At 48.9% G+C, this 13,444-nt stretch carries 10 protein-coding genes; all 10 read right to left on the reverse strand.

The genetic code is table 11. The annotated features are described in order from the left end of the window. Position 1: 1 nt before the first annotated feature. The 10 genes from E0E47_RS01735 to E0E47_RS01785 all read right to left on the reverse strand — a co-directional run bounded on the left by E0E47_RS01735 (position 2) and on the right by E0E47_RS01785 (position 13,370). Positions 2 to 964, reverse strand: coding sequence for an ABC transporter substrate-binding protein (locus E0E47_RS01735; RefSeq protein ID WP_130892702.1), 963 nt, complete (start codon positions 962 to 964; stop codon positions 2 to 4). A 75-nt stretch (positions 965 to 1,039) separates the two neighbouring features. Further along, the gene (locus E0E47_RS01740; protein WP_130892703.1) at positions 1,040 to 2,287 is read right to left on the reverse strand and encodes a phosphoglycerate kinase; all 1,248 of its coding nucleotides are present in this window, start codon (positions 2,285 to 2,287) and stop codon (positions 1,040 to 1,042) included. 173 nt (positions 2,288 to 2,460) lie between these two features. Next, positions 2,461 to 3,129 (reverse strand): endonuclease III, encoded by a 669-nt coding sequence (nth, locus tag E0E47_RS01745; RefSeq protein WP_008625199.1) that lies wholly within the window; start codon positions 3,127 to 3,129, stop codon positions 2,461 to 2,463. A gap of 88 nt (positions 3,130 to 3,217) precedes the next feature. After that, positions 3,218 to 3,910: a TlpA family protein disulfide reductase gene (locus E0E47_RS01750; RefSeq protein WP_172604628.1), complete on the reverse strand. Its 693-nt coding sequence runs from the start codon at positions 3,908 to 3,910 to the stop codon at positions 3,218 to 3,220. 89 nt (positions 3,911 to 3,999) lie between these two features. Further along, complete coding sequence (locus tag E0E47_RS01755; protein WP_130892705.1) at positions 4,000 to 4,518, reverse strand: hypothetical protein; 519 nt, start codon at positions 4,516 to 4,518, stop codon at positions 4,000 to 4,002. A gap of 8 nt (positions 4,519 to 4,526) precedes the next feature. Then, positions 4,527 to 5,048: a hypothetical protein gene (locus tag E0E47_RS01760; protein WP_130892706.1), complete on the reverse strand. Its 522-nt coding sequence runs from the start codon at positions 5,046 to 5,048 to the stop codon at positions 4,527 to 4,529. Between the two features lie 54 nt (positions 5,049 to 5,102). Beyond that, complete coding sequence (locus E0E47_RS01765; RefSeq protein ID WP_130892707.1) at positions 5,103 to 6,164, reverse strand: DUF1573 domain-containing protein; 1,062 nt, start codon at positions 6,162 to 6,164, stop codon at positions 5,103 to 5,105. Between the two features lie 598 nt (positions 6,165 to 6,762). Continuing rightward, positions 6,763 to 8,046, reverse strand: coding sequence for a leucine-rich repeat domain-containing protein (locus E0E47_RS01775; RefSeq protein ID WP_172604629.1), 1,284 nt, complete (start codon positions 8,044 to 8,046; stop codon positions 6,763 to 6,765). Positions 8,047 to 8,526: 480 nt separating this feature from the next. Continuing rightward, positions 8,527 to 8,994 carry a nucleoside deaminase gene (locus tag E0E47_RS01780; protein WP_130892709.1) on the reverse strand — a complete coding sequence of 156 codons (468 nt, stop codon included), beginning with the start codon at positions 8,992 to 8,994 and terminating at the stop codon, positions 8,527 to 8,529. 47 nt (positions 8,995 to 9,041) lie between these two features. Next, positions 9,042 to 13,370 carry a translocation/assembly module TamB domain-containing protein gene (locus tag E0E47_RS01785; protein WP_232038295.1) on the reverse strand — a complete coding sequence of 1,443 codons (4,329 nt, stop codon included), beginning with the start codon at positions 13,368 to 13,370 and terminating at the stop codon, positions 9,042 to 9,044. Between the last annotated feature and the right edge of the window lie 74 nt (positions 13,371 to 13,444).

Genomic DNA, 13,444 nt, shown 5'->3' on the forward strand with positions numbered 1-13,444 from the left:
TTTAAGGGATGAATGGTGTGTGGATGAGCGTGTCGCCCGTATATTCAGGCGTAATCAAATGTCGGTAAGTCAGGAAACGGAGGGCTGTGGCCACGTTGTCTTTTTCCGCTTTTTGGGCTTGAGGGTAAGCCGGTATTTTCAGGGAATCTATCGTTTCCGGTTCCACTGGGTAGCCGAGCAGTATGTTCCGTATGCTGTCCGTTTGTTCCTTACGGTTGATTTGTTCCACGGCTTTGTTGTAGCCTTGCAGCAGCAAGCGCATTTGTTCCGATTTCCTTTTGTCGGCCACAACGTCGGCCGATACCATGAAGGCCATGAGCCGCATGTGTGGCTTCCGGCTGTCGTAGATGCTCCTATGGCCTTTCAGCTTGGCTTGCGTGGCATACGGTTCGGGAAGGAAAGCTGCGTCTATCGTGGCATTGTTCAGCATGTCGTACCGGAGCCGGATGTCGTTGATTTGGGGATGGTAGACCGTAGACGGTTCCAGACGTGCCTGTCCGATGACCGTGTCTAACAAGAGGTCTGTCACCGAGTGGCGGGCCATGGCCACCATCCGTTCCTTTAAATGTTTGGTCTGTCGTATGCGTCTGCTTTTGGCTGTCAACAATTCATGGTGTCCGTCCGCCTGCATGAATACATACAACCCCGTACCTTTGCTTTGCATCCATGCGGCACGAATCAGGTCTGTGTAGGACACGTCCACGTGCCTGCGGGCGAAAGCTGTATCACAGTCCATTTGGGCATTGAAAGTTTGCAGGCGGATGTCCAGACCTAATTCTTTGAACAGTCCGCATCGTTGGGCATAGTAGAATGGCAGGCAGTCCAAGGTCGGCATCAAGGCCACCTTAAGGGCTAAGGAATCTTGACGCGTTTTTTCGGTCTGCGAGGTAGCCGTATCGTTCTGTCCGGAGTGGCATCCGCACACGATAGCCAATAAGAGGAGTAGGGGAATTAACTTCTTCATGGGGTTTTGGAATGAAGAAGGGCAACCCGTATGCACAAGTCGCCCTTCGTATTTCAGAATGTCCGCCGGGACGGATTAACCTTTAATGGCTGCGATACCCGGAAGAATCTTGCCTTCGATGGCTTCGAGCAGGGCACCACCGCCCGTAGAAATGTAAGAAACTTGGTCGGCCATGCCGAACTTGTTGATACATGCTACGGAATCACCACCGCCGATGAGTGAGAACGCGCCGTTTTTGGTAGCTTCGGCAATAGCTTCGGCAATGGCACGCGAACCGGCTGTGAAGTTATCGAATTCGAATACACCGGCAGGACCGTTCCACAGAATCGTCTTGGCTCCCTTGATGGCTTCGGCAAAAGCTTTCTGAGTAGCCGGACCTGCGTCCAGACCTTCCCAGCCTTCGGGAATGTCGTTAGCCGGAACCACTTGTGTGTGTGCGTCATTGGCAAAAGCGTCGGCAGCCACGCAGTCCGTACCCAATACGAGGTTTACGCCTTTGGCCTTCGCCTTTTCGATGATATCGAGAGCCAACTGCAATTTGTCGTCTTCGCAGATAGAGTTACCGATCTTGCCGCCCTGGGCTTTGGCAAAAGTATAAGTCATACCGCCGCACAGAATCAGGTTGTCCACCTTGTCCATCAGGTTTTCGATGATACCGATTTTGGTAGAAACCTTAGAGCCGCCCATGATGGCCGTGAACGGACGTTTGATGTTGCTCAATACGTTGTCTACAGCGTTCACTTCTTTCTCCATCAGATAGCCGAGCATCTTGTTGTCGGCATCGAAATAGTCGGCAATGACAGCCGTAGAGGCATGTTTGCGGTGAGCCGTTCCGAACGCGTCGTTTACGTAGCAGTCTGCGTATGAAGCCAATGTCTTGGCAAACTCTTTCTGGGAAGCCTTCATGGCCTTTTTGGCATCTTCGTAAGCGGGGTCTTCCTTGTCGATGCCTACAGGTTTGCCTTCTTCTTCAGGATAGAAGCGGAGGTTTTCCAACAACAGAACTTCACCCGGTTGCAAAGCAGCGGCAGCGTCAGCGGCCTTGGCGCAATCGGGAGCGAATTTTACGGCTACGCCCAATTTCTCTGAAACGGCGTCTACAATCTGGCTCAAAGAAAACTTCGGGTTCACTTTGCCTTTCGGCTTGCCCATGTGGCTCATGATGATGAGCGCACCGCCTTCGGCCAGGATTTTCTTCAGCGTCGGCAATGCTCCGCGAATACGGGTGTCGTCTGTAATCTTACCGTTCTCATCCAAGGGGACATTGAAGTCCACACGTACGATTGCCTTCTTGCCGGCAAACTTGTAATTGTCAATAGTCATAATTTTAAATCTTTATTTAAAGGTTTTCTGTCGTTTCTTTCTTTAATATGATGCTTTTACAGCACTGCAAAATTATACTTTTCCGCTCATATTTGCAAGAAAGCAGACCCTTTATTTGCGGAGGACGGGCTACGTTTTCGTGCGGTGTTTCCGCTCGTCGTGCCACGGGTTGTTTACGGTTGGGCGGAAGGGCGTGCCGCTCCGTGGGTACGCAGGTAATGCCGGCATATCATTTTCAGTCCGCAGGCCTCGCATTTGGGCGTACGTGCCGTGCAGGTATAGCGTCCGTGCAGGATGAGCCAGTGATGGGCTTTGGGGATAATGGGAGCTGGGAAATAACGTACCAGTTGTTTTTCCACGCTGTAAGGCGTGGTGCAGGTGGCAGGGACGAGCCCGATGCGGTGGCTCACGCGGAACACATGGGTGTCTACGGCCATGGCGGCTTTTTCAAAAACGACGGCTTGGATGACGTTGGCCGTCTTACGTCCTACGCCGGGAAGCTTGACCAACTCGTCCAAATCGGAAGGAACCTCGCTGTGGTAGTTTTCCACCAACATGCGTGCCATCCCTACCAGGTGCTTGGCTTTGTTGTTGGGATAACTCACGCTACGGACGTATTCATAAATGGTTTCCGGCGTGGCGGCGGCCATGGCCTCCGGAGTGGGGTAGTCGCGGAAGAGCGGAGGGGTAATCATGTTGACCCGTTTGTCCGTACATTGGGCGGAAAGTATGACTGCTACCAACAGTTGGAACGGGTCGTGGTAGTGCAGCTCGGTTTCAGCCACGGGCATTGCTTGTTCAAAATAAGCAATGACACGGTCATAGAGTTCTTGCTTTTTCATTTGCTTTTATGTCATTTTATAAGCAAAAATAATGAAAAGTCCTGAAGTTAAGTTCCTATTGGGGTGGAAAATTTAATTTCGTATCTGATTATCGGCTACTTCCGATTGATTCACGGCAAAGGCGGTCGAGCGTGGTCACAAGTTCGCGTATGTCTCCTCCGAACACAACGGCACGTATGATGCCATTTCCGTCTACAATCAGGTTGGACGGGTCGGTGATGATATGGAACGAGTGCATCAGAGAACGTCCTGTATCAATGACCACGGAGACATCGCGCCATTTCCAACATGCGTTTTCCAAAAACGTTCGTACCTCGTCCTCGGGGTCACCTGTTAAAGCCACGAACTGCACACCGGGAAAGTCTTCGGCAAGTAAATCCAATACGGTCAGTTCGGCAATGCAAATGCCGCAGTATTTGTTCCACGAACTGACAATGGTGAAGTTCGCGGCGTTTACGTCTACTTGTTTCCCGTTGAGATCCGTGAATGTCTTGCGTGGGAGAGGTAGTCCTAACAGGGTCTCAGCAGTGGGGTGCTTGTAGGTCAGGTAGTCTTCCAACGTGCTCCCCACTTCTTTGGAAGTAATGATGTATTTTCCAGTGGCAAGGGAGTCGTTGAAAGCTTTCAGGGTGATGGGGATACCGTCTGCCGTGAAATGTAGTATGGTGTCGGCTTCCACCATGATGGTGGATTCGTCCACACGCCACGTTTTTACTCCTTGGGCATGGGCGGAGAAGGAGAAAATCCCCATGAGTAATATCAGGTATGTTAAGCGGTTCATCGTTTCTTTCTTTAATAATGGTATAGAATCGGTTTTGAAAATCTCAGCCGTACGGGGCATGCCGCACGGTTGAGGCTGACGTGGAGAGTTTAGACGCTCGTTTCCGTTAACTCGCAATATTTCCTTTGCCCTTCAGGGCAAAAACATTCAACATTTCCGTCGGATTTTTCTACGACAGAGCAGTTCGGGCATTTTTTTGAGTCTGTGCTACTACAACTGTAGATGACAGTTCCTGTATTTCCTCCCGGTGATTCAGATCGTCGCATGATCCGTTTGAAGTGCTTTTTTCCTTTTTGTGGAATGTTGGTCATGATGGCGTTGGTGTGTATTCCATCAAATGTTTCATACTTGATTTCTGCCATGAACCCTACCGGGACATCGTGGTAAGTGACTTCCGTGATTTTGATGTCTTTGTATTCTCGGAAAGTCTTTTCGGCTGCCTTATTGATTTTCCATGTAAGAGTCTCTATGTTAGAGGCGATTCTCTGTCCGTTAGGAGCTGTCAGGTTAATAAAGACTTGAGTTTTAGTGTCTGTTACCGTATCATCGGTATTGCAACTTTCTCCAAGAACACAAATCAAAATAAATAGCAATGTTTTGTATCTCATAAGCTTTTTTAATAAGTTGTTTTATATAATGAGCATCCTTCTGATATTCCTTTGTCACAAACACAGTATCTTTGTTTGGCTCGTTGGTCAACAACCAGGCGGCAACTTGAACATTTCCCCGAATCGTTTTCTTTGCAGGAATAAAAAGATGTGCCAGTGCCTCCTCCGCTTTCGCCTCTTTTTCGGATTCTGTGCCTGATAGGTCCCTTTTCAATTACCACATTGCTAGAGTATCCGTCTTCCGTTGTGTAAATGACTTCTGCCAGATAGCCTTTCTCTTGTGGGTAGTATTTGATTTCGTCAATTTCGAAATCCTTGCTTTCCCGTTGGTTCGATTCCACGTGAGGTTCCATGAGCTTTTTCAGTTCTTGGACATTTTTCGCGATGTATTCTCCACTTGGGGCACACAAGTTGAGTGCTTCTTCGTGAGCCGTGGGGTCCAGTCCGTACGGATTCTCTTGATTGCAACCGAATAAGGCGAACGTTGCGGTTGCAAGTACCCATCCGATGATAATTCTTTTTTGCTTCATTTTTTTCATGTTTTTTTGTTGGTAGTTTAAGTGTTACTCTCATCGGGCATCCCGTTATATATCCTCCTTTCTTGTTTGGGCTTGCCTTTCAGCTATGATTCTTATTCTTTTTATGGGATAAATCCCGTTGTTACGTATGATGATTTCCCGTTCTATTTGGCCGTTGCGGTCGGCGGTGAACTCGAATTCCAGGTTTCTTGTTTCGCCCGGCATGAGGGTGAAGTCCGTGTCATCAAAAAGTTCCAAGCACGAGCAGCTCATTTCTATTCCTTCTACGTCCAATGGCTTTTTTCCGGAATTATTGACCGGGATATGGAACACCTTGGGCTTTCCTGTCATGCATCCGTGTAGGTTGACGACGGAAGGAGCATTCAGGTTAGCTTCCTCTGTGGCATCAAAGCCGGGTATGGTATTTTCCCGGGCCGTGATGAACAGGTCGGGATATAGTTCCAAGTCCAAATCACCTTCGTAGCTGCATAACCGTAAGGCCAGGGAATCCGTTTTTTCCTTGTCACCATTCCGGATGGCATTTTCCATTTCAAGGTAGGTAAGGAAAGGATACTCTATGTTTTGAGCGATTTGTTCCAATCGTAGTGTTAAATCTGAACCTTTTTCCAGAAGGAGGTTACATTGCCATATTTCATCGAGCAAAGGGATGATTTTGGCCTTGTCCATTGTAAAATTATTGTAGTATTCTAATTCTGTGGTCATTTTTCCGGTTTGTAAGACTTCGTCTATGCATCTGAAGCATTTACGCGATGCGCCCGGGATGATGTCCGTCAAGTGGCCGTCGGGAGAGAAGATGCACGTGACTGGCGTGGCATCGGAATAGAGCCATTGTTCATAAACGTTGCTTTTTGTGAAGTCGGTGAAGATGATGTTGAATAGAGCCTGGGACGCGGTCTCTTGTAAACGTTGGAGGTAGATTTGCGACGTGGTTTGAGTCGTGTCTAACAAGACGATGCAGAATCTTTGTCCATGAGTTTGGCACATTTCCATCGTGCTTTGGAAATCCGGCCCGTTTACTATCCTCTTTTCCTGTCGCGTGCAGGCGGTGAGGAACATCAGCATGATTGCCACGGTGAAGGCAAGGGTGTTGCATTTTTGTTTTTTCATTTTTTGCTCCTTTCTGCCATAGAATGATGGATGTCTGTGAGGGCAAAGTTAGGAGGTGTGGAGCATAAAACCAAATATTTTAGTTTGCATTTAGTTTGATTGCTTGATTTTTATATTATTGATAATCAAGGAACTATTTTTTTTGAATCCATGGTTTTGTTTGATTAATATTCGTTAACACTCCAGTTTTAGCCTTTCAGTGGCTTATTCCGTCCTTTTGCGTGTTCATAGAGTGGGAGGAACAAACCTCGTCGGGTGTTAGTTGCGGAAGGCCGGAAATTGGGTGTGGGGGGGATGCTGTAGAAGGGCAGAGAGGCAGTGTGACCACCGGTTTGAAGGTGGGTGGTAAAAGGTGGGAAAAACGTTCGGTGGAGAATGGTTTTCCAATCTGCGCCAAATGAAAAATCAATCTCAGCCAAGTGATTTTTCATTCGGCGCAGAAATTTTTTCTGTTCTGCAGAGGTGATTTTTATATTGTTATTTGGTTGGAAGTCAGAACTATGTGAGATAGTCTGTGTCTCTTCTTTTTACGGGTTGGGACGAAAGGAAAAAGATAGACACAGATTCAACTCCGGTTCATCACCTGTAAGGTTGTTCCTTATTCTTCTATCAGTGAGAAAGGTTTCCAGTGCTTGTCTTGTTTGTATTTCTCTGTAGAACCTTGCGGGACGTGGAGCCGGCAAACGTTGAACCTGATGCTTTCGAAGGTGTCGGCATGGATAGAGGCCGGTTCCGCAGCTTGGCAATAAATGTTTTTCAGGCCGGCACAGCCGTAAATGGCTTTTTCGCCCATCATATAAAGTGAAGCCGGAAGGTGGAGTTCTTTCAGCACAAAGCAATTCATGAGGCATTTGGACGGAATGACTTCGCATCCCTCCAATATGCGAAGGACGGAAAGGTTGCGGGGAAGGTAATAGTTTGTTTCCTTTCCCGTTTCGTTATCCTGGCTTATTTTCCGCATCTCGGTGTCGGGGGTAGTACCGAAGAGTTCGCCGAAGTTAGAATAGGTGGCCGGAGTGCCACAGGCCGGAAAGGGGACGGTTAGGGTCTTTAGCGAGCGGCAACCTGAGAATATGTGTTTGCCTAAATGATGTACGGAGGGAGGAATGGTTATTTGTTCCAACGCATGGCAGTCAGCGAAAACGCGGTCGCCGATATGAACGATTTTGTCCGGAATGTCGATTCGTGTAAAACTGTTGCATCCTTCGAATGCGGAATTTCCGAGATAGGCCACGGTGGGGGGCAGTGATACAGAAGCGAGGGAGATACAGCCCGCAAAACTATTGCTTTTGAGTTGCAACAGTCCTTCGGGGAGCTTTATTTCCGTCAGGTTTTTGCAATCGGCGAACACTTCGCTTCCCAACAGGATGGCATTGTCGGGTATGGATATGCGGGTAAGGCCGTGGCAAGAACAGAAAGCGGCTTTGCCTATACTTTTGAGTGTGGCGGGCAGGGTGAGTTCCTGCAAGTGGTAGCAGTGCGCAAAAGCGTAATCCTTGATGTGTTTCACTCCTTCGGGCAGAAAGACGGAGGTCAGGCTTTTGCAATAGGCAAAGGCGTGCTGTCCTATGCCAGTCAGTGTGTCCGGAAGTTCTACGCTTGATAAGGACGTGCAGTAACTGAAGGCCTGGAATCCTATGTAAGTGATACCGTGGGCGACGACCACTTTTCGGATGTGGTCCAGATGGCTTTCCCAGGGAACTTCTTTTTCACCGAAAAAATCGAAAAGTGGTCCCGTACCAGTGATACGGAGTTCTTCGTTTTCAGGATTCAGGTTCCATTGAGCACGAGTTCCGCATGAACCGGAATACGGTTCGTGGGAGGATAATTCTTGCCTTTTGGGAAAGAATATTTGTGATAGGATGTTTTTGACTGTAGCCATTTGTCTATGCTGATTTGATTTATATTCCATCATTTTATTGCCCGTAGCAGATTGGTGGAGAAAAAGGGATTAAAAGTGGGGGCAATATTTGATATAAATATAGCGCAGCCTCCATCCCGTTTTTCTAATGTTGAGGTCCTGAGAAAACCCTAAGTCTGGAAAGACGGGAATGGAAGCCTGCGCATGACACAGGCATCCACCCACACTTTCTCATCAGACTTGTTTTTGAAATTTCTCAGGTTTCAACATTGACAAGAATATGCAGTAAATGCAATTTTGTTCCCACAAAGAGGATGTGTCCCGACGCTTCGTTCTACATCGCATCGGCAAAATTAAACATTTTTTCTCTAATGAAAAGAATTTATGAATATTTTTTTGTATAAATGTGAACAATGAAAAATCCAAAGCTACCTACAACGGACTTTGGATTTTTCATTAAAGAGATACGACGTAATGGTGATAATCCGGAATGGCAGAGGGCTAATACTCTGTTTTGTCCGTCGTGTACCGCCATAGGTCGAAAGCCGCGATGGCTTCTTCGGGCAGCAGTTCTTCCATAGCTTTCTTGCGGTCTTGACGGGGGAGAGCCAGTTCTTCGTAGATAAAGGAATCGTCAAATCCGATATCGGCTGCATCGTCCTTATTATTACCGTAGTATATTTTGTCGAGATGGGCCCAGTATATAGCACCGAGGCACATCGGGCAAGGCTCGCAAGATGTGTATATTTCGCAACCGCTAAGGTCGAAGGTGCCCAGTCGGCGGCAAGCTTCGCGGATTGCGCTGACTTCCGCATGGGCCGTCGGATCGTTGTGGGCAGTCACCCGGTTTACTCCGGTTGCGACGATTTCATCTCCTTTTACGATGACGGCACCGAACGGGCCGCCGCCGTTTTTTACGTTCTCTACTGAAAGCTCAATGGCTTTGCGCATAAATTCTTTGTTTCCCATACGCTTTGTTTTTAGTATGTTGTGAGTGAAAAAGAGAGGAACGGTATTTACGGGTTCTTCCTCCGCTTTTTGGGAATGAATACCCGAAATACGTCCCGCCACGTGTTGAAGTCCCGTTTCAGTCCGATTCCGACACCTTGAGTGGTCAGCGACGATTTGGTGAAGTAGCGGTCGTTGGTTTTGCTGTATGCCTTCAGGCTTACGTTTCCGCTCGGGGTCAACAGCCACTGCAGGTCGAAGTCGCCGATGAAGTTACCGTTCGGGTTGGTGCTGTTGTCCCGATAACCGAAATTTCCGTTAATGAGCAGGCGGTTGTTGAGCAGCCGTCCGGAGAGCAGTCCTTCTACGTCCATGTCGCTCCATCCCGTTTCGCCCGTGCTGAGGTTCGTCCCGATGTTCCAGTTGCTGTTGTTGCCGAGCAGCGTGGAAAACATTTGGTTGAGTTGCCCGCTCAGAGTAGAGGACAACAATGACTTCATGGCCACGGAGGATTGGCTTTGTTCCGTGTTGCTGTAATCGTAAGTGTAGAAACGCCCGATGCCGAGGAGGTAAATCACCTGCATGTTTTTTTCTTCTTCCGTGCTGATGAGGCTGCGCACCATCTGTTTCTCGTCTTCATTGACGTTGGGCAGGTCGAAGTCGAAACTGATTTGAGGAGACTGGGCCTTTCCGCCAAGGTTCATCAGGCAGTTCACGCGTACGTTGTTCTGGCTGAAGGTAGAGCGTGCGCTCAGGTCGTTCAGCGATACGGAGGGTACGGTGTAGACGGCTTGCAGGTTGAGGTCGGCCTGAATGGGCGGACCGCCGAATACGATGGTGCCGCCGGGGTTGAAAATGAAGTCCTTGCGGATGACGTCCTGCAACGAGAGCTTATAAATGCCATGGTCTATGGTGTACGTGCCATACATCGTAAAGTCTCCTTTATTATAATAGTTGGCACGGATATTCCCGTGTCCGTTCAGGGCGATGTAGTCACCGGCCTTCGGGTCCATAAGAATCTTCATGGTAGCTTCCGGTGTCAGGTTAAGGCGGAAATTGATGCGCATGTCCGATTCCGGTTCCGGGAGAGAGGGAAGACTTGGGGAATGGGAATGTCCTTCGATACTGTCCTCATGTGTCTTGTAGGTGATAAACTGGTTGTCTGTCAAAGTCGTTGGAGAGGACAGGTTGTAGACGAACATGGTGTTTTCTTCGGGGCGGGCATCGATGTTGATGTTCAGGTTGCCCGGCTGTCCGTTGAACCCGATTTTTCCGGTGGCGTATGCTGTCCCGCAGAACACTTCGTCCCCGAAATCCTTGACGTCATAACCCAGAATGTTATAAGCATCGATGTCGAAATCGAAACGCATGTGGGAGAGGTTGGAATGTTGGAGCACACCGTTGACTACGGCATAGTGTTCGTCTTTGCCGGGAGAGCCTTGCCGGTCGTAAACCATGGCATTACGGAAATAAATGTTGTCCGGGCGCAGGATGACGGAATCGTTGACGAGGCGGTAGTCCACTTCGGTTGCGTTGACTTTCATTCCTCCTTCGCTGACTAGCATGTCGCCTTCCAGATTGATACCTTTGAACGGGCCGAATACGCGGGTCCATCCCGAAGCTCGTCCGTGCAAGCCGGTGAATATGCCGTCTGTGTAGTGGTTCAGAAAAGCCAGGTCTATGTTTTCGGTACGAATCATCAGGTCGAGGCCTCCCTTGGGGGCAGCGCCTATTCGGATGTCTCCGTCTACACTGGTCATGCTTCTGTGGGCCGGGTCTGCCATGCGTGCGTGCAGGAAAATTGCATTTTTCTCCTTCTCCCAACCGCCGTGCAGGTTCATTTCGCCCAAATAAGCTTGGTTGAAAGTGAAGTTCCGGACATGGAGATGGGCATCCACTTCGGGGCTTTTCATCAAGTTGGCTGCGTAGATCCGTCCGGTGGCTTGTCCGGCAAAATCTACGGCGTGGAAATTGATGATGTTGAAAATGTATTCCAGATTGATGTCTTTCAGGTCAACCGTCAATGAATCGCCCGGGTTGCCCGATACGTTACCGTTGAGAATCAGGTGGCGGTCACTTTGTTCGATGGTGAATCCATTGATGTTGACTAAGCCCGGCGCGGCATGTACGCTGGATGCGTGTACGTTCCAAGCCGAGTCGTTGACGATGATTTGTGAGGGATGGAATTTGATGTCAGTCAGCATCTTTTTTTCTTCGTTTCGGGTAAACCGGGTGTCTGCCGATATGGAACCTTGATAGATTTTTTCGGCATGGTTGGTCCAATTCAGTCCTGTGTAGACATTGTCATGGGCGGCGCGGGCCAACAACCTGAAATCTACGGGAGCTTTGCCGATTTGCTTTTTGAAATCGAGAGTGCAGGTGAGGGAATCGTTGACACGGCCGGCCAGAATCCGTATGTCGTCCAATTGCTGCCCGTTGTAGTTGAACGACGGGATGGAGGCATTGAAGTCCAGTTCCTCGGTACGGCTGTTGAAATAACCGTTGATGTGTCCGGCTTTCGGGATTTGCAAAGGGATGTCGAAAATCTTTTCAATAGGTTCCGTGTGGTCGATGTGCACGTACAAGGCTACTTCGTCCGGAGTGTCTTTTTTAAGTTGGGGTGTTTTGACGAAAGACGGGATATAGGCATGGAGCAGTTTCCGGCTGTGGGCGATTAACGTGCCGAGCCTGAAATCTCCCTCCATTTCTGCATGTAGGAAGTCGCTGTGCAGCGAGAGGTTGCGTTTGCCGGGTTCATTGGTGGCTTTAAAACATATCGGTCCGAGGGTATAGTTTTCTTCCGATGTAGACATGCAAAAATCGTTCAGGCTGATAAGTCCTTCCATGTTTTCAATGTTGTGCCCTTGGAAATCAGCTTGCAGGTTACCTTGGAACACTGTTCCGGCATACTTGGATGTTAGGGCGAGGGCATGTGGTGCGAAATGTCGGACAGAAGCTTCCGCCTTAATGTAAGGCGTGGATGAATGTAAGTTGAACTCTCCTTTCGTAGTAAGAGCGAGGTGAGGGTCATTGATGCTTACGTTGCCGGCGAATCCTCCTTTTCGGTAATCTACGTCGACTGTGATATCGTGGTAGTCGTAATGGTTATAAGAAAAACGGCCGATGGTTCCTTGCAATGAAAGGGCAGGATAGGCACCGGAGCGCAGGAGTCCTTTGCCCGATAAGTCGAAGGCCGTCTCGCCGAATTGCTCTTCCCGTCCTGCTAGCTTGCCGAGCTGGAATCCGGGAGTATGCACTTCCGCCTCGATTTCGTTTCCTTTGGCGAAAGAGCCGGATACGGCCAGGGTGCCTAAATCGGTATGTAAATTGAGATGGCTTTTGAGATATTGGGGACGATAGGACAGGGCTCCTGTGGCTTCTAATGTGCCGATAGCCTGTAAATAAGGTGAAATGGAAATCTTGCCGTTTGGAACCCATTCAGACAGTTGCTTGAGGCCGGTCGGGGTGATTTGCAGTTTCCGGATGTCGGCTTTTATCGTTCGTTGGGCCGGATTTTCGAGGTGACTGATAGCCAATGGGGCTTCGAGTACCATGCTCCGGTCGGGAGTGTAAAGTGTGAATTGGTCTATCAGGACTTGTTTGAGGTTTCCGTTGAACCGCGCTTCGACAGTTAATGTCGGAAACTCCTCAAGAGTATGGCTTTGAGTTGGTTTGTGGTAGAGGGGAATGAAGTCGGCGAAAGAGAATGCCCCCTCTTCAATGCTGCCTTGGAATGTGAAATCCTGATACCGCCCTTTTCCGCTTCCTTCTTTTATATGACGGTAGCTCATGGTGACCGGATGGAGGGCTAATCGGGAATGGGGCAGTTCGATGGTGAAGTGGTCAAGCAGTGCTTTTTCCCGGTTGGCCGTAATCTTGAAAGACAGTTGTTTAAGCTGTAGGCCGGAGTGTTCTTCAAAGGAAAATTTCTTGACGTTCAGGTTCAAGGAATCTGCCGTATAACTTTTCAATGAAAGCGTGGCACTGATTTTGTCCAACACGATGTGGTTCGGATTAAAACGGCCGGGAGTAGGAGGCTTGTCATAACGGTGCCACGACAGTTTGCCCCGCCGGACAAGCACGGAATTGATGCGGAGGTTCGGGTTGGAAGGCAGACTGTCTTTTTTCGCGAAAGTGTCTATGAGAAACTGGAAGTTCGGCTTTTCCTTCTGTGTACGTTGGTAGAGGTGGATGTCGAATCCGTAGAACTGGACATTTGAAATGGATATTTTGCCGTGTAGCAATGAAGCCCATTCTATTTTGGCCGACAGGCGGGCTGCCTTTAGCAAATCCTTGTTCTTTTGGTCTTTAATGACCACGTCATCGAGAATGATACGGTTGAAATATCCCAAATCCACCCGGCTGATGGAAAGCTCTGTGTGTAAAATATCTTTCAAGGCTCCAGAGATGAGCAACGTGACACCTCTTTGCACGGCCGGAACGTGGAGTAGCGCAACCGACAACAGGTAGA

Origin of the sequence: Paraprevotella xylaniphila YIT 11841, assembly GCF_900683745.1 — a bacterium.
Taxonomy (GTDB): Bacteria; Bacteroidota; Bacteroidia; order Bacteroidales; family Bacteroidaceae; genus Paraprevotella; species Paraprevotella xylaniphila.